The sequence below is a fragment of the Secundilactobacillus kimchicus JCM 15530 genome, assembly GCF_001433995.1.
GTDB lineage: Bacteria > Bacillota > Bacilli > Lactobacillales > Lactobacillaceae > Secundilactobacillus > Secundilactobacillus kimchicus.
This window is the reverse complement of the sequence record NZ_AZCX01000003.1, coordinates 307,819-325,535: the sequence shown is the minus strand read 5'-3', so window position 1 is coordinate 325,535 and position 17,717 is coordinate 307,819. Positions and strand designations below refer to the sequence as shown.

At 48.8% G+C, this 17,717-nt stretch carries 13 protein-coding genes; 4 read left to right on the top strand and 9 right to left on the bottom strand.

Annotation, left to right across the window (positions count from 1 at the left end; all coding sequences use genetic code 11):
- Nucleotides 1–11 precede the first annotated feature (11 nt).
- The 7 genes from FC96_RS06075 to FC96_RS06045 form a co-directional block, all read right to left on the bottom strand.
- The gene (locus FC96_RS06075) at nucleotides 12–653 is read right to left on the bottom strand and encodes a helix-turn-helix transcriptional regulator (protein ID WP_056942370.1); all 642 of its coding nucleotides are present in this window, start codon (nucleotides 651–653) and stop codon (nucleotides 12–14) included.
- Nucleotide 654: 1 nt separating this feature from the next.
- Entirely contained in the window at nucleotides 655–4,362 is a 3,708-nt protein-coding gene (gene addA, locus FC96_RS06070) for a helicase-exonuclease AddAB subunit AddA (RefSeq protein WP_056942369.1), read from the bottom strand.
- Nucleotides 4,349–7,903, bottom strand: coding sequence for a PD-(D/E)XK nuclease family protein (locus tag FC96_RS06065; protein WP_056942368.1), 3,555 nt, complete (start codon nucleotides 7,901–7,903; stop codon nucleotides 4,349–4,351). The genes addA and FC96_RS06065 overlap by 14 nt, the downstream gene beginning before the upstream one ends.
- Before the next feature lie 140 nt (nucleotides 7,904–8,043).
- The gene (locus tag FC96_RS06060; RefSeq protein ID WP_056942367.1) at nucleotides 8,044–8,418 is read right to left on the bottom strand and encodes a hypothetical protein; all 375 of its coding nucleotides are present in this window, start codon (nucleotides 8,416–8,418) and stop codon (nucleotides 8,044–8,046) included.
- A 78-nt stretch (nucleotides 8,419–8,496) separates the two neighbouring features.
- Nucleotides 8,497–9,753, bottom strand: coding sequence for a glutamate-5-semialdehyde dehydrogenase (locus tag FC96_RS06055; protein WP_056942366.1), 1,257 nt, complete (start codon nucleotides 9,751–9,753; stop codon nucleotides 8,497–8,499).
- Nucleotides 9,746–10,570 (bottom strand): glutamate 5-kinase, encoded by an 825-nt coding sequence (gene proB, locus FC96_RS06050; RefSeq protein ID WP_055679652.1) that lies wholly within the window; start codon nucleotides 10,568–10,570, stop codon nucleotides 9,746–9,748. The genes FC96_RS06055 and proB overlap by 8 nt, the downstream gene beginning before the upstream one ends.
- 86 nt (nucleotides 10,571–10,656) lie before the next feature.
- Complete coding sequence (locus tag FC96_RS06045; protein WP_055679651.1) at nucleotides 10,657–11,229, bottom strand: NAD(P)H-binding protein; 573 nt, start codon at nucleotides 11,227–11,229, stop codon at nucleotides 10,657–10,659.
- 223 nt (nucleotides 11,230–11,452) lie between these two features.
- Between FC96_RS06045 and FC96_RS06040 the strand changes: the two genes are divergently transcribed.
- From FC96_RS06040 to FC96_RS06030, 3 genes are all read left to right on the top strand, one after another.
- A complete protein-coding gene (locus FC96_RS06040; protein ID WP_055679650.1) occupies nucleotides 11,453–12,766 on the top strand; it encodes an NCS2 family permease in 1,314 nt (437 codons plus the stop codon).
- A gap of 180 nt (nucleotides 12,767–12,946) precedes the next feature.
- Nucleotides 12,947–13,576, top strand: coding sequence for a TetR/AcrR family transcriptional regulator (locus FC96_RS06035; RefSeq protein ID WP_156403168.1), 630 nt, complete (start codon nucleotides 12,947–12,949; stop codon nucleotides 13,574–13,576).
- Nucleotides 13,577–13,647: 71 nt separating this feature from the next.
- Nucleotides 13,648–14,175, top strand: a complete 528-nt coding sequence (locus FC96_RS06030; protein WP_055679648.1) for a QueT transporter family protein — start codon at nucleotides 13,648–13,650, stop codon at nucleotides 14,173–14,175.
- 494 nt (nucleotides 14,176–14,669) lie between these two features.
- Here the strand turns inward: FC96_RS06030 and cls are convergent, their stop codons facing one another.
- Entirely contained in the window at nucleotides 14,670–16,124 is a 1,455-nt protein-coding gene (gene cls / locus FC96_RS06025) for a cardiolipin synthase (protein WP_056942364.1), read from the bottom strand.
- A gap of 69 nt (nucleotides 16,125–16,193) precedes the next feature.
- On the opposite strand from cls, the gene FC96_RS12865 reads away from it, so the two are divergent.
- Nucleotides 16,194–16,340: a hypothetical protein gene (locus FC96_RS12865; protein WP_156403167.1), complete on the top strand. Its 147-nt coding sequence runs from the start codon at nucleotides 16,194–16,196 to the stop codon at nucleotides 16,338–16,340.
- Nucleotides 16,341–16,440: 100 nt separating this feature from the next.
- Here FC96_RS12865 and FC96_RS06020 read toward each other — a convergent pair whose 3' ends face one another.
- Nucleotides 16,441–17,553, bottom strand: coding sequence for a hypothetical protein (locus FC96_RS06020; protein WP_338055562.1), 1,113 nt, complete (start codon nucleotides 17,551–17,553; stop codon nucleotides 16,441–16,443).
- Nucleotides 17,554–17,717: the final 164 nt, after the last annotated feature.

Here is a 17,717-nt window from a genome sequence, read left to right as displayed (position 1 = left end):
TGACGACTTAACTAGTGATCCTTTTTCTTGGGCTCAACAGACCGTGGCTTCAGAAAAATTAGGCTCATTAACATGACCGTCAAAAAAACGACATCCGCTAAATGACCAAAAATTACGCCAGCTAAGTAACTGGGAGATTCGGCAGTAAAAAACTTAAGGAACCGTTTATCAAGCCCAATAATGAGTAAATTAAAAATGAAAATAATCAGCGTGGTCGTGATTGCAATCAACCGCCGGCGCACGCTTGAAAATCGGCCCCAATCCGAAAATAACGACAAGTAAACACAACTGTTAACCACCGCCAACACCATAACAATCGGAAGATGGAACCCGTTCAGCCTAAAAAATTCAGCATAGGCGAGCCCCAGCAGTGGGACCATTAACCAGTAGGAAAGTTGGGTCAACCGGCGACGCCGCGCTGCTTTTTGAAGGGCCGCCTCAGAGAGATCCAGTTCCTGATCATCATCAATTAAGACCGCAATTGGTACTTGATAGAGTTGACTCAACTGAACCAATATCGCTCGATCGGGCGCTCCACGGCCATTTTCCCATCCGGAAATGGTTTTCCGTGAAACGTGGAGCGACTCGGCCACTTCGACTTGGGTCAACCGGGCGCGCTGCCGCCCCTGTTTTAATTTTTCTGATAACTTCACATCAGTCCACCAACACTTCCTGATTAACCGCCAATAGATACAACGCCTTAACGCTTACTGGTCGGCCAAGCATCTTGCCTAAGGCCAAAGCATAGAGGTTCAGTTGTCCCTTATAGCGGTCAACGACTGCCGTGACCCCCGTTTCGGTTTGGGGCACATAGTCTGTTTTGTAGTCAAACAACGTCGCAGTTCCATCGTCATTCAGGTAATAGCCATCAATGATTCCGTGAATCAGTAACCGCGGGGCTTCATCCGTCAGATCCGAAAAGATATCCTTGGCTGGCAGGAGCAGTGAGAATGGCGTTTCACGTCGGAGGGTCTCGCGATGGGCCATCACGGCCTTCCCAAGCTCACTGTCAAAGAAGCTAAGAATTTGCTCACGGTTAATTTTGGCTGCCACTTCTGCCGTCAATACCCCGCCCGTCACCAATTCTTGAATCTGTTGTGCGACTCGTTCAATCGTCACGGGCTCAGTCAGGGAGAGTTCCTGTAGGACCAAATGGGTGGCCGTTCCAACCTCAGCTCCCGTCGGCGCTTGAACCGTCTGCAAAAACGCGGGTCGTTTGAAATCCTTTGACACAAACCGATTACCCTGATGGTGTTGCCAGTCTGGCGCGTAATTGCCCAATTGGGTCAGGTCAGGATCTTCAAAGACCCGCTTGATTTCAGAAACCGACTGATAGGCCGTGGTGCGGGTTTCAGCTGCAAACCGGTATTGGAGGTTCAACACGGATTCAATCTGATCCACCGCAACATCCGTGTAGTCAGCCCCTTCAGCTCGCGACTGCAAGTCTGCTAGCCAGGTGCTCCCAGTTACTAAGCGCGACTGCGCTTGTGTTTCCACTAAGTCATCAGCCGTTAAAAACGTCACGTCAAAACGGGTAGTGTCCCCGTGAAGCGCCGCTAAATCAACGGCCGCCGAATCAAAGGTCGCCTTAGGATGCCGTTCGAGGGCCATCCCAATCCAGTCTAGATACGTCTTTTTAGCGCGACGGGTCGTTGCACTCAATACCAACTGATCGTCTAATAGGGCATCGCGCCAACTCTTTAGCGCTGATTCTCTGGTCTTTACGGCCCCAACAATAAATAGTTGCTGTTCGGCCCGCGTGAGAGCAACATACAGTTTACGCATTTCTTCCGCTAAAGTGTCGCGCTCTAACTTATCGCGAATTATCGCTTTCGGAATGGATTCAGCCATCACTCTATTTCCCGGGTTAAGGACGTTAATCCCAATTCCCAGATCGTTATCCATGATAGCGCTGCCCATCGTGTCACTCATATTAAACTGACGTGACGTGTCCAATAAAAAGACGACCGGGTACTCAAGCCCCTTACTACCGTGAATCGTGGTCACTTGAACGGCGTCTTCGGTGGCTTGAGTATCTGCTTCGGCTAGGTCGTTGTCATTTTTCTGCATCCGTTCGATAAACCGGACGAATTGGAAAAGCCCCTTGAAGCCGTTTTGTTCATAGTCTCGCGCCCGGTCGTATAACGCATGTAAGTTGGCCTGACGTTGCGACCCTGCTGGCATACCGGCCACGTAATCTAAAAATCCAGTGGTTTGGTAAATCGTCCAGATTAGCGTTGCAATCGGCTGTTGCCGGGCAATGTCTTGAAACTCTGATAATTGTTCTAAGAACTGCTGGACCTTGGGATACAAACTATCAGCGTAGCCGTTACCGGCAAACGTCAGTTCATATTGGCCAACAAAGTGCTGAAGTGCCGTGTAATAGTCATCCGTCTTATCGGTGATTCGCAAATACGCCAATTCATTCTCATTCAAGCCAACGATTGGCGACCGAAGGACAGCTGCCAACGCAATATCTTGATACGGATTGTCGATCAGTTGCAGTAACGCCATCATAATCTGGATTTCCGTCGTCTTGAAGTAGCTCTCGGCATCGTTAATTTGAACCGGGATATTAAGCTGACCAAACTGATCCTGAATTTCAAGATTATGGCTCCGAGTTGGCGCAATGATTGCGATATCCCGATACGTCATCGGCCGTTTGACGCCGGCTTTTCGATCCCATATTTCGGTTTTTGACACGACTAATTCACGAATTTTTTGTCCCACAACAGCTACCTGGCCCGCTGACTTATCAGGCACTTCGGTCTGGCCGCGGTCAACTTCGGCCGCGGTTTCGTAGACGAGCACGTGGGCTTCTTTAACCAGGTCTTCAGGATAGTAAGTTGCCCCGTAAACGAGTTTAGCTGGCCCCGTATAATCAATCTGGCCAAGGTTTCGATCCATTAGTTGAGTAAAGATTAAGTTAGTAAAATCGTCCACATTTTTCATGGATCGGAAGTTTTCCGCTAGCGTAATCTCCTTGCCTGCCTCGGGATCTTCTTGGTAGTGGTTGAACTTATTAATAAACAGCTTGGGCTCTGCTAATCGGAAACCATAAATCGACTGCTTGATATCCCCCACCATAAACAGATTGCCCGGATCTGTTTGAGCAATCGAGGTCACAATAGCCTCTTGCAACTCATTTGTATCCTGGTACTCATCCACCATAATCTCATGATAGGTCGCTTTCAGCTGGTCTTGAACGGCTCGAGCAGCCGCCGAATCCTTGGTCAATATTTGCAACGCAAAGTGCTCAATGTCGCTAAATTCCAGTACATGCCGCCGCAACTTTTCTTGTTGGTAAGCTGACGCAAACTGGGTTACCACATCCGCTAACGTCGCCACGATGGCCTGACTATCCTGCATGACAGCCACGGTCTGTGCTTCACCGTAGGGCATCAGGGCTTGCAATTCAGCCAGCGCCTTTTTGGCTTGGTCGTGGTGTTGTTTCACATCGTCTAAGACCAGCTGAAAGCCATCATAAGCGGGGTCTTTCTTGGTCACTGCCGGGCGACGTCCCAGAGAAAAGGCGTCAATTTTTTCTCTTAGTGAATCCCATGACATGGTGGCTGCTTCGGCTGCTAACTGGTTCACTTGGCCCACCAACGCTTCATAGTAAGTCGCCACTTTTTCAGCCTGTTCATCCTGAGCCAACCCAAGATTTTGGGTCAGCGCTCGGCCTAACGCCGTCAGTCGTTCCCGTAACATCGGGATAAAATGGTCAACCACTAACGGTGTCTGTAATAACCCCTTGTCACTCACTTCGTAGGCCTGAGATAACTCAGCTAACCAAGCCTGTGGGTCCGGTTTTGCATTCATGAAGAAAAAGACCTGTTCGACAAGATCGGTTAAGCCATCATCTGACCGATCATTTGAAAAGTTTGCAACCAAGCGCTTGAAAGCGCCAGATTCATCATTAGCATAGCATTGTTCGCGAACATCAGCCCATACCTCTTCGCGTAAGAGAGCACCCTCCGACGCATCGGCAAGGATTCGAAAGACCGGATCGAGGTCAATGAGGTAGTAATACCGCTCAACAATGCGTTGACAAAACGCGTCCATCGTACTGATGTCAGCAACTGGTAACAGGGCCAACTGCCGAGTTAGGTACCGTTGATCCTCATCGTGACTCGTCGAAATTCGCTCACGAAGCGCCACCTCGATGCGGTCTTTCATTTCCTTGGCTGCCGCGCGGGTAAAGGTCACGATTAACAGGTTCTCAAGACTTTCGCCAGCCAGAATCATATTGATTACCCGGTCAACAAGCACCCGGGTCTTACCGGAGCCGGCCGAGGCTGAAACTAACAGATTTGTATGATGCGTATCAAGAACTGCTTGTTGGCTTTTAGTGTAGTCCACGCTGCTTTTCCTCCTCTTGAATTCTGGCCATTGGATCGTCAATTTTACTGAGTAATCGGTAATTATTTTCGGTCAACATTGGGTCAAATTGCATGATGGCCTTATATGGCGAAAATTGCATCGCGGTTCGCCCATCTGGCCGCTTAATCGGATTTAAGTCCAATTGACCAGCAAAAATAGCCGTCGCCGCCGCTTTGATTTTTTCTTCCGTGAACCGTAATAGACTCTGTAGTTGGCTTGGTGTCACGATTGTCTCAGCTTTACCAATACTCCCATTGGCGTTTTTGCGGAACGGATAAACAACTGCGCTGCCCTTATCGAGTTGTGGTTCCAAGCGACTAAAGAGGTTGTCATCGTTCACTAATAACCCTTGGTAGCGATCCTTTTTGAGTAACGCCGACAAAAAGTCCGTCTGCCGTAGGTCACTTGGCTTAAACTTCGGATTTTGTAAATGCAGGTAGAGCGCTCCTGCTAATTGAGCGGTTTCCGTATCCGCCAACAAATCAATGTTTTGTTGCACCGCATCCAAGTATGTCATCATCTGCATGGCAATCCCGTGGTAAACATCGTTAAGATCCACCTTGTGCTCACTAGACTTATAATCCACCACGCCAAGGTATTCAGCGTCCGGCAATCGTAACACATCAATCCGGTCAATCTTTCCCCGCACACTCACGCGATTATCGTTTGGCAAGTCAAACGCCAGCGCAGGCAAGCCCTTTTCAGCCCCAATTTGGCCAAACATCACCTCAGTCCGTTTCGCCCGCATTGGGGTGTAATGCCCCTGCTGACTCATCACCCGAGTGGTTTGGCGAATCAACGCGATCAATTGAGACTTGATGTAGGCCATCCGCGCACTGGACTCTAAAATAGCGTACTGTAAGTTGGCTGGGTCCTTTAAAATACGACCCGTAACCGAATCGACCAACTCATCAAGTTGTTGATCGTCTAATTTTGCTAAATCAATGTTTTCGGCGTTTACTTGTTTCATCAATTGGTCGAGACTGGCATGGAAGAATTCCCCGGTATTGGCCGCAGAAAGTTCAAACACGTCACGCTCGCGCAATTTAAGACCGTATTTTAAGAAGTATGCATACTGATTTTGGTAGAATTCTTCAAGTTTCGAAATCGAGCTGTTAATGGTGTGGCCGTATAGTCCGGTCACAATTTCGGGGGCCAGCGGAGTGGGCACATTTCGGTAAGTCAGACTCCCGAGCAACTTCTCAGTGAGTAACCGATAACTTGAATCGCCTACCAGCCGCTGATAAACGTACAGCCACGGCTTAGCCAGCTTAACGTTGCGTTCACGACTATCGTCACTCGCTTGAACCAGGTGTCGTAACATCGCCCGTCGTGCGCCCAAGTAGGGTGAAATATCATGATCAGTGGCGTCGGGAATGGCGTGGGCCGTTTGAATCGTTAGTTTAAAATGGGCCACAATTCTGGCCACATACGGGCTCAGTTGGTTGACCGCTTCGCCCTCTTCGTTCATTGGAAAGGTAAAATACAGACGTTCCTGCGGTGTCATAAACGCTAAGTAATTAACGAACGGCTCGCCTTGTAACTGAACGACGCCGTCATCACCCAAGTACTCGCCTTCTGGGAACGTTAATTTTTCACGGTCTTGATCACTCAGCAGCGCCGACACCACACTAGTATCTGGCATAACCTTATCAGTGGACCCAATCATAAAGGTAATTTTGCGGTTATTCATCTGAATAATTCCGCTTTCAGAAATTACGACTTGGTCGAGGGTTGACGGAATTTGCGCGTAACTCGCACCTTCAAAGCCCGCCTGTAACAGCGCCAAAAAATCGTCCGCCACGAAGGCTCGATCTCCCAAAATCGTCACGTATTCGTCCAACAGGTCGCAAAAAGTATTCCACGTTTGCTCAGGCTGACCAGCAACCGCCAGTTGGCCCGCCTCAACTGCGGCGTCCCGCCATTGTGTTAACCGTTCAACGACCCCGTTTTGCGTTAAAAAGGTCACCAAAAGTTGGGCGGCCTCGCGACCATTTTGAGCCTGATCTATCGCCTTAAAAAACGGCGGTAACGTCGTTTTAATAAACCGACGAATCCCGTTGATTTGACTCGCCGTTTCTTGATCCTGACTCGTTTGGGTCCCCAAATCATCACTACGAAGCCGGGCGTACGGCCAATCTGCATCTTGAACCCAACGGTGTCCCTGGTACCCCATTTTCAAGACCCAGTTTTCGGTTTTGAACAGCGCGTCGCGAAAAGCCCGGACGCTGATGGGGTGACCCTCATCATCTTGGGGCATCAACAATTCTGTTTTGAGCAACCGCATCACATCGGCATACTGATAATACCGCCGTTTCACGTCAAATAATGCGTCAATGAGCTCAACCAACGGATGATCAGCCATGGACCGCTGCACATCACTAAAATAGGGAATTTCTTCAGCCGCCATGATAGGGGCTAGAATGGTCTCGTACTTATCCAAGTGCCGGGTTAACACCAAGATATCGCGGTATCGGTACCCCTGCGCCACCAGTTGCCGAATTCGCGCAGCGACCCAAGCCAATTCTGCATACCGGTTATCGATTTGAACAACCTGAACTGCTGACTCGTCCGCTAGCTTTGCAGACGCCTGTGGGGCGTGGCCGTTAAAGGCGTCCCGCCAGAAGTATTCAAGCTGTTGTAACGCCGGCGTGACTCGCGGTGTTGTAGCGACTTGATTATCAAGAATTTTGACCTTGTTTGCTAAGGCTAACTGGTACAACCGCGCATAAGTCCGGGCTGGTTGGTAAAACAAATTTTGCGGATCCAGTTGGGCTGGACTCGGCGTCGGTCGATCGACTGTCAAGGCTACTTTGACCTCGGCTGACCGGGTCATCAATGTTGTGATTAATGCCGTTTCCTGAGCAGAGAACTGCGTTTGGGAAAAGCCGTCAAAATAAAAGTGCGCATGACTTAAATCCGCCGTGGCTAAAAAATCGCTCAGTTGGTTCAGCAAATCAGTGTTGGCCACGTACTTGTTACGCATCGCGGTTTCAAAACTATCGTATAAGAGCACTAGATCGTGAAGTTTCGCATCTAAATCCGCGCTGTTTCCCGTCACTTTTTGAGCCACCTGAGCGAGATCACCGACCGTAATCTGACCCGTTTTTAGCTCACTTAATTGACGCGTCAACAGGCTAATAAACCCGGGGCGATCCGCCTCGCCAGCGAATAATCGAAGTTCGCTACGATGGTCTAGGATGGCTTGGTAAACGAGCATATTTAAACCAGCCTGTGAAATCCGGGGCAGTTGATAAGCTGGTGTATTTTTCATAAAGAACCAGGCTAGTCGGGTAAGTGACAGCACCTGAATGCCGGTTTGGGCATACGTACCATCTGTTATGCCAGCGTGGTCTGCGAGTTTGGTCAACACCTGTACTTCAGATTCGAACTTCACGTGGTTAGGCACCAGGTAGTAGAATTGATCATCTGGGAATCGGTTAAACGTTGTTGCAAGGTCGTCTAACAAGGTTGCTTGGTGGTCAACGCTCCCTGGTCCCGTCACAAATTGTAAGGTCATATCGCCGTCTTCTTTCTCAGTAGTCAGTAAGGCTATTTTAACATAGGCGGGGACGTGGCCGGCGTGGTCCGCAGCGATTCCTCACGTCTAAGTTTGGCCAATCAAAAAATCCAGCTCCTATTACTGAGCTGGATTTCTTTTTATTCGTCCTCGGACTCATCTTCGTCTGGTGGATTAATCGGTAGTTGATTTTCAAGTAACACTTGATCAGTATAGTATTCCAAATCGCTAAGTGCTTCTGGACTTTGCGCGCCACGAGCAGCGTCACTTTCCGCAATCGCCCATTTCACGAGATTATCCGTGATTGGCACGATATCTTGGATGATGCGCATGGCGTCAGCATTGGTTTGTTTTTCCTGAATTCGAAGAAAACTATCATAATCTGTAATCATCCGTAACGTGCCACCATAATCCATTTCGTTAGATTCAAAAATAACAAAATGGGACTGGCGGTTCGCCGAATCCAACTGTTGGCGAACTTGTTCAATTTCTTCCGGACCTGCTTTGATTGTCATGGCTCACCACCCCTTTATGATAAGTTTAACAAACTTTTGTCCATTAAACGACCCAAAGTAGCGAGTTTTAACGGTTTCTTAGTGCCGAATTTGACCATCACCCGATAGCAAGTACTTCGTTGAAGTTAACTCGTGCAAGCCCATTGGCCCGCGAGCGTGTAACTTTTGCGTACTAATGCCGATTTCAGCACCAAACCCAAACTCAAAACCGTCTGTAAACCGGGTCGACGCATTGATATAAACACAAGCAGCATCAATCCGACGTTGAAACTTGCGACCCGCCTCATATGAATCAGTGATGATTGCTTCAGAATGCTTGGTATTATGCGCGTTAATGTGCGCAATAGCCGCGTCCTCTGAGTCAACCACTTTGACGGCCATAATGAGGTCGTTATATTCCTCGTCCCAATCTTCAGCGGTTGCCACGACCATGTCGGGCACAATGGCCCGGGCCCGCTCATCTCCCCGCAATTCAACGTGGTTTTCGCGCAACGCTGCCGCAATCACCGGTAGGTAGGTCTGGGCAACTGCTGAATGAATGACGAGTTTTTCGGCTGAATTGCAGACGGACGGCCGCTGCACCTTGGCATTCACGGTAATGTCCGTCGCCATCTTTAAATCGGCTGCTTGATCTACGTAGATGTGGCAGTTACCCGCCCCAGTTTCAATGACTGGAACACTCGCTTCCCGAACAACCCGCTGAATCAACCCGCGACCGCCGCGGGGAATCAAGACGTCAAGGTATTCGGTTAACCCCATCATTTCAGCCGCCGTTTCGTGACTAGTATCCTGAACTAGCTGAATGGCATTTTCATCCAAGCCCATCTCAAAAAGCGCACTGCGCAGGGCATCGCTAATCGCAATGTTTGTTAATATCGCTTCTTTACCACCCCGCAAAAGAACGGCGTTACCACTCTTAAAACACAGGGCCGCCGCATCAGCCGTGACGTTGGGACGGGCCTCAAAAATGATGCCAATCACGCCTAATGGCACCCGTTCTTGGGCAATTGTTAGGCCCGCCGCATTTTGCCACATCCGGTCAACTTGTCCCAACGGATCATCCAACTGAGCGACTTGCCGCATTCCCTCCGCCATGGCCGCAATCCGGTCTGCATCCAACGTTAACCGATCAACGAAGCTCGCTTTTAATCCATCAGCCGTTGCTAAATCAGCCTGGTTCGCCTCTAAAATGGCAGCCTGATGACTCACCAAAGCGTCGGCCATTTTTAACAAACCGTCATTTCGAACCGCCGTTCCCAGCTGTGCTAACTCGGTTTCCGCCAATTGAGCCCGTTGACCCAATTCTTCAAGCGCTGACAATTTAACGTTATCCATGTTTAAGCACCTCTTTCGGTTGCGATGCAAACCACGTCCCAACGGGCTTGCCGTCTAAAATATCAAAAATGATACTTGGATCACTGCCACTGGCCAGAACCATTTGTTGGTTCGCCTTCAGCATAATATCGGCCGCCCTTAACTTCGTCACCATGCCACCGGTGCCGTACATGCTCCCCTTACCGCCTGCAACGGCGTACGTGGTTTCATCAATGGTCGTAATCCGGGAAATGAGTCGTGCTTCGGGGTGTGTCAACGGATTAGCATCATAGAAGCCATCCGTATCCGTTAGCATAATCAAGAGATCCGCCGCCGTATTTTTGGCCACCATGGCCGACAACTGGTCGTTATCGCCAAACGTCGTCTTATGGTCCAACTCGTCAACGGCCACGGAATCGTTTTCGTTCACGATGGGCACGACCTGCCGCTCTAAAAGCCGGTCGAACGTGTTCATCACGTGTTGCTTGGTCGTTGGAAAATCAAACACATCGTGGGTGAGCAAAATTTGGCCAATTTGTTGGTTATAGTGGTCAAATCGTTGGTTAAAGACCGTTAGCAACTTACTTTGCCCAATGGCGGCTAGGGCCTGTTGGGCGGAGATGTCCGTAGGTCGGGTGGTCAATTTCAATTCTCCAAGACCAACCCCAATGGCACCTGAGGACACCAAAATCACCTGTTTATTCTGACCACACAGCGTACTCAATACAAAGGCGAGCTGATCGATTGTCCGTAAGTTCAGCCTACCGCTTTGATTGATTAAGCTACTCGTCCCAATTTTGACAACAATGCGCGTGGCATTAATCTCCCTTGTCTGCATAACGTCTCACCCTTCTTTTAGTCATGGCAGTAGCATACTCAATTCGCCCAATAATGGCAAGACTTTTACCCTATTGTTACGTGGTTTTAATTTTTACCCACGACCGCCAGTGATTGTCCCACGTGCTGCGGCTCAACTAACTCTTGCGCCACAACAGCGGCTAAGGCTTCCGCCGTAATGGGTGCCGGATTAACCGGTTGGCCTTCATTAATAAGCAAAACGTCGTCAGTTGCCGTCACAGCAACGGGAGCTGCCCGGAATACCGTGTATGGCAGTTCGGCTTCATCGACAATTTTGATCGCGTAACGCTGTTGTTTTAGAAAGGTGACGGGATCGGTGATCCCTGGGTATGAGACCGGCTGGGTCGCTTCATCGTCAACCCCCACAACGGACCGAACCACGGTTCGCACGTTCGCTTTCGTCTGACGAATCGCCTCAAAGAGTGCCTCTAACTTCCAGTCCACATCCATGCCCATAAAGTTACTATAAACGACGTCCACGTCTTCTAACAGGTCAACGTATGTGGCCGCCTTGTGCGGATCGCCAACTTGGCCCGTCACTGTTTTTGAACTAAATACCGTTAAGGACACCTGATCAACCAACCGTTTTGCGACCAGTTGGCCGACTTGATCATCGATCCCCAATACTAATGTTGCCATGCGTTGCCTCCGTTCACTTGATAGCTTAACTTTACACTAGCTCCCGTAAAATTTCGACGCTAAATGTCGGGCACTGAACGTTACGGGACTGAAATCGAATAATTCATTCGAATTATTCGTATCTTGCAACTCAATATGCGCTATGCTACAATAAAACGTGATTGTTATTTGCAAAACACGAACATTCAGCAATTATTTTTTAGAACTGAGGGGACGAGTCAATATGGGGCAACGTATCGCAGCCTACTTTAATTTCGATGAGCTTGGCACCAACTACCGCAAGGAGTTTTTAGCCGGCCTCACCACTTTTATTTCCATGGTCTACATCTTATTTGTTAATCCGAACGTGCTAGGCGTTTCTGGCATGGACAAGGGGGCGGTCTTCACCGCCACTGCGTTAGCCAGCGCCTTTGGCTGTTTCGTCATGGGGATTGTCGCAAAGTATCCCTTCGCAATTTCCGCCAGTCTGGGAATTAACGCCTTCTTCGCCTACACCGTTGTTTTAGGAATGAAGGTCCCATGGCAAACAGCCCTGGCTGGTGTGTTTGTCGCTTCTATTTTGTTCATGATCCTAACCGCGTTTCGGTTACGTGAAATGGTGGTCGATGCCATTCCGCGCGACCTCAAAATGGCGATTAGTGCCGGAATCGGGCTCTTCATTGCCTTTATCGGCTTACACGATGGCGGCCTAATCGTGGCTGACAAATCGACGACAGTCGCCCTTGGCTCACTTAGCGTTGGGACGACTTGGTTGACCGTTGTCGGCCTGCTTGTCACCATCGTCTTGATGAGCGCTCGAGTACCTGGCGCCATCTTTATCGGGATGGTGGTTAACGTCATCGTCGGCCTTGTCACGGGCCTGATTCACGCGCCAGCCGCCTGGGTTGCACCCGTGCCAAGCATTTCATCAACGTTTGGGGCCGCCCTCGGCCACGTTGGTCAGATCAACACGTTACAACTGGGCGTCGTTGTTTTAACCTTCTTATTAGTGACGTTCTTTGACACCACTGGGACCTTGGTTGGGTTAGCTGAACAAGCTGGTCTTGTTAAGAATAACAAGATTCCAAGAATTGGCCGGGCTCTAGCTGCTGACTCAACAACGATGGTTGTCGGATCACTACTTGGAACGTCACCAATGGGGGCCTTCGTTGAGTCCTCAGCCGGGATTGCTGTCGGCGGCCGGTCTGGTTTTACGGCTGTTGTCGTGGGGATTTTCTTCCTATTAGGATCATTTTTCTCGCCACTTCTTACCGTGATTACCAGCCAAGTCACCGCACCCGCTTTGATCATCGTCGGAACGTTGATGGCCCAATCGTTGAAGAATATTCACTGGGAAAAGTTCGAAATTGCGGCACCCGCCTTCTTGATTTTAGTCGGCATGCCACTGACCTACAGTATTTCTGACGGAATTGCCCTTGGGTTTATTACCTACCCACTCTCCATGATTGCCGCTAAACGTGGTAAAGAAGTGAGTCCAATCATGTACGGCCTCGCCGTTGTCTTCATCTTCTTCCTCTGGATTCTCCAGGAAGCCTAACTAATCAATGCACGAACCGCGACAGTTATCTGTGGCGGTTTTTTAGTGCGGTCAAATGAAATTAACACTTGAATGGCACAAGTTGCATTATAATTAAACATAGCACTTCAGTTATGGGGTATAACCGAAGTGATTCATGGGCGTGGTTTTAACAACGACGCCCTCTGGGGGATGAACTTAATGACCATATTACAAGCACCAACAGACACTCAAAAACGCCTGTATGACGCGTTTACGCACTGTGTGACAGCGTTAGAATTACCACTCAACAAAATCACCGTAACAAAAGTGACAAAAATTGCGGGCCTTAGCCGGCGAACCTTTTACACCCACTTTCTCGACATTTATGATTTATATGAAAAATTAAAGCAGCACTTAGCTCAGGTCCTAGCAATTGGAACGGCGGGTTTTGTGACTAAAAACGGGATTACCAAACCGGCCGGTATTTTGAAGGCCATTCATGACATTGACCAATACGAACCCTATATTTTCGCTGTTAGCAATCTGGATACCGAGTTTTTTCCGCAACAGATTACCGACCTCGTGCAGCAAAAGTTACTCGACTACGTGGCTCATCGGCCCGACAAAAAGAGTGTCGTTAGTGAGCGTGAAACCTACTATCACATTTTATTTATCAGCTACGGCCTAGGTCAAGAATGTTACTACTGGATGGCTGATCGTCAGCGCATCCCAGCCCAAGACCTAGCCAAAAATATCTACTACCAACTCTCGAGTGTTTCCGTTGGCATGATTGATCCAGATCTGTTGGACCAAGCCGTGGCCAAATTAAACACCTTTGATGCCAACTAAACTTGCTTTTTGCCCGGAAATCCCCTACGCTATTACGGTGTCCAATTTAATAGCAAGGGAAGGAATTTCTGATGAATTCTAAGACTAACTACTTTGGTATCGCGACCGTCTATGATATGACGCGCGTGGCCATCGTAACCGCACTCTACGTTGTCATTACAATGGTCTTTGCGAGCCTAAGCTACGGTCCAGTTCAGTTTCGGGTTGCCGAACTGTTGAACCTACTCGCACTGTACAACAAACGCTACGTTGTCGCCGTGGCGCTCGGCGTCGGTATCAGCAATGCACTCGGACCGTTGGGCCCAATTGACGTTATCTGGGGGGCACTCTCCACTTTCGTCACCATGCTTATCTTATACTACGTGGCTCAGCACATCAGAACTTATGCTAATAAGCTTGTTGCCGGCGTTGTCATCGTGACCCTCTCAATGGTCACGATTGCCGCCGAGTTACCCATCGTCCTTCACATGTCGTTTTGGGGAACTTTCTGGATGAACTGGCTAACCGTTGGGGCCGGCGAACTCGTCGTCCTCGTCGCTGGTGCCATGTTCTTTTGGATTCTGAACCAGCAAGTCGATCTACACCGAATTCTAGATTAATGATCAACGCAATCAGCGCACTCACCATCTGGTGAGTGCGCTTTTTAAGTGACGGCGCCCCAATAATCTGCTGCTCCCTATGGGCCAAAGACAACCGCGCGTTTCAACCAAAATAGTCAAAAGAACCACCGACCCAATATCATTATCAGGTCGGTGGTTCACTTTTATCTACGGGACTCAGTTGCGTCCCGGCGTACCGCAGAAGGTTAATGACCAATCGATGGTTCTCTTGGCGGGTTTCGTCTGGTTATGGCGGGAGGTTTTTCAGTGGTTAAACCTTGATCCAGTTAACCAAACTCCTCATTCTTTACCGCCACCAACGTCACTGAGTACTTCCCTAAACTTCCCACAATCGATCCGATTGGTCTAGCATCACTAAATATCGGATCAAACCGCCGTTTCAGCAGTCCTTGTACTTTGTTTTAAAATTGGTCTTATCTAACCTTCCACCATTATAATACCCCATCTTGGTATCGCTTTCAAGCAATTAGCTCCTACAAAATTGGCGACAATAACCGTGAAAAATTCTGCTTAAATCGTAAGTAAAACGACTGATTATCAAACATCTCAGCGGTAATGCGGCGACTCTTTCGCATGTCCATCTCAAAAATGTCAGCCAGCTGTTGCGCTAGTTTTTCATCATACAAGAACGCGTTGATTTCAAAGTTTAATTTATAACTGCGATAATCCATGTTGGCGGATCCAACGGATGCAATCCGGCCGTCAATCACCATCGTTTTGGCATGGAGAAAACCAGCTTCGTAGTAGTAGATTTTCACGCCCTGCTTAGCCAATTGGTGGGCGTAGTACTGCGTTGCTCGATACACAAACGGATGGTCAGGCATGTGCGGAATCATGATCCGAACATCCACACCTGCCATCACTGAAATACGCAGTGCATCTAACACACTATCATCCGGAATCAAGTACGGTGACTGAATCCACAGCGTTTTATGAGCACTTTGAATCATCTTAATATAACCCATTTTGATTTGTTGTAACGCTGAATCTGGCCCACTCGAGACAATCTGGAGGTTCGTGTCCCCCTTAACCGTGGTCAGTGGAAAGTACTTAGGTTCAATATGGTCAACCGGCAACTGACCAGCTTTCGCAGTTGCATTCCAGTCCAGGAAGAACCGACTTTGCAGGCCAAATACCCCAGAACCGGTAATTCGCAAATGAGTGTCGCGCCAATAGCCAAACTTTTCTTTTCGACCCAAATACTGGTCACCAATATTGAACCCTCCGACGTAGCCGACTTTCCCGTCAACAACCACAATCTTTCTGTGATCCCGGAAATTCAGCCGGAAGTCCAAAATTGCTGAACGCGCCAAAAAGGCTTCGACGTAACCGCCCGCCTCGATTAACGGCTTAAAAAATGACCGGTACGTCCCCATGGAACCCCATGGATCGTAAATGACCCGAACTTCCACGCCAGCCTTAGCTTTTTTAACCAGCAAGTTCAAGATTTCATTACCGATTTTATCGTTATAAAAGGTGTAAAATTCAATATTGACAGAACTCGTCGCCCGTTGAATATCTTCAATAATATCGTGGAACAGCGCTTTCCCGTCAGTGTAAATTTTGACCCGATTTTTCCGCGCTAGAAAGGCCTGATCCGATGTTTTGAACATCTGCACAAGAGCCCGCTCGGAGTTCGAAACTAAATCAGCCGGTAAATCCTCGTTTCCAATTGCATCTCGCTGTTGCTGCAGCCGTTCGTCCAGTTGCATCTGAACGTGGCTCTTCACCCGAAACAGCTTATTTTTCGGTAGCTGTCGCCCAACGAAGGCATACATAATAAATCCCACAACCGGCAGTAGCAAAAGCACTAGCAGCCAGGCCCAAATGGCAGCGATATCGCGCGGTTGACGAAATACCGTAATAATGGCTAAAATCACGTTTAAAAAGTAAATAATTTCAATAATTAATGTCCAATCAATACTCACTCCCGCACCTCCTGACGAAATTATAGCACAGCAGGCGAACTGGCAAGTCTTAGAAAAGGAGCATCCATCATGTTTAATTTACTTATTGGGGGCTTTCATGGCACCCACACTTTCTTTTTCCTACATCAGCTGACCGGCGGCAATCGACTTTTGGGCGTTGCTGTCCTCGTCGCCCTCGGTTTATGGCTACTGTACCGGTATAACAAGCGCCGGTAACCGCGGCCAACCACGGACCAAAAAAAGCGGTAGGCTGGCCCATTCGGCTCAGCTTACCGCTTTTGATTTCCCTCACCCTGCAGACGACACGACAACCCGTTTAGTATGAGCGATTCGCGACCAGGACTTCGGGCTGGTGGTTCACAAGCAAATAGGCATGGCCTTTTTGATCATAGGCTAACCCTTCAAACTCCCGCTTCGGAGTGAACGCCGAATAATCAAAACTCCGATTCGTCAAATGACCGCGACCCTTGAGCTTCGCACTCGAAAAACTGGCGATGGAACCATCTGATATTAGGTAAAGCCGCTTGCGCACCGGATTGTATCCCATGCTCTGAATCCGGGTCCCAGGGATGTGCTTAAGAATCTGACGCGTCAGCCTAAACGTCACGTGTTTTTTGCCAATGTGGCCCTTATAGATGTAGCCGCCAAAGCCGGGATTTGTCCAAAAATAAGCGTTGCCAGCGCCATCAAACGCCAGTGTGTGCCCACCAGGAACGCTCAATCCGTGCGACCGAAGCCGGAACCGTATCAGTCGGTCCGGTCGCAGTGATTTGGCATTAATATGTTGGATGTATCCCCACTTATTAACTGGAACCCGCGCACGCTTCTCGCAGTCACGCCACATATATAATCCGTGCGTCTTAAAGTTATAGGCCAAGGATTGGCCGTGACCGGTTGTAAATAGCGGGCCAACTTTAATCGCGTGTTGCAAGGTCTTTTGATCCTGCGAATAATGACCCTTGTGTTTGACAAAAACTGTCTGCAAGCTGGCCGGATCCTCTATGACGCCAGCTTGGTCTAACCGGTTTAAGTCGAACTGCACAATTCGTCCCTTGTTCTTCAAATTTGTTGGGCAGTAGACAACGCTCATTATCCGGTTTTTAGAGATCGCAATCGACTGAGGATTACCCCACCGCTGGCCATTTTTACCCGGATTTGGCAATAGGTACCGCGTTTTAAAGGTCGCGCGACGCCCCTGAGTTGCCTTAATTTCATGAATCGTACTCGACTTGCTCATGTGAGCGTACCGCTTTGGCACCTTTTTATACTGAACTTTTCGATCATTGACAACTCGCATTCTGGAACGATGGTAGTCCACTAAGGCCGATGACTTTTGGTGATAAATATGCCATTTGGCCCTAGCAACAACCGGCTGTCCCAGCAGCATCATCAAAATAATACTGGTGATGATCCTCCCCCACTTACGCAATGGAACGCCTCCTGTAAAGAACCTAAAATAATGTGACTAACTTATAGTGTAGTCGTTTTGACAAAGTTGGACAAGGTTAAAGCCGACTGTTTATTATCAACCAATAAACTGACGACACAAACAAATAGCGGTGAACTCGGTTATATCCAAGTTCACCGCTATGA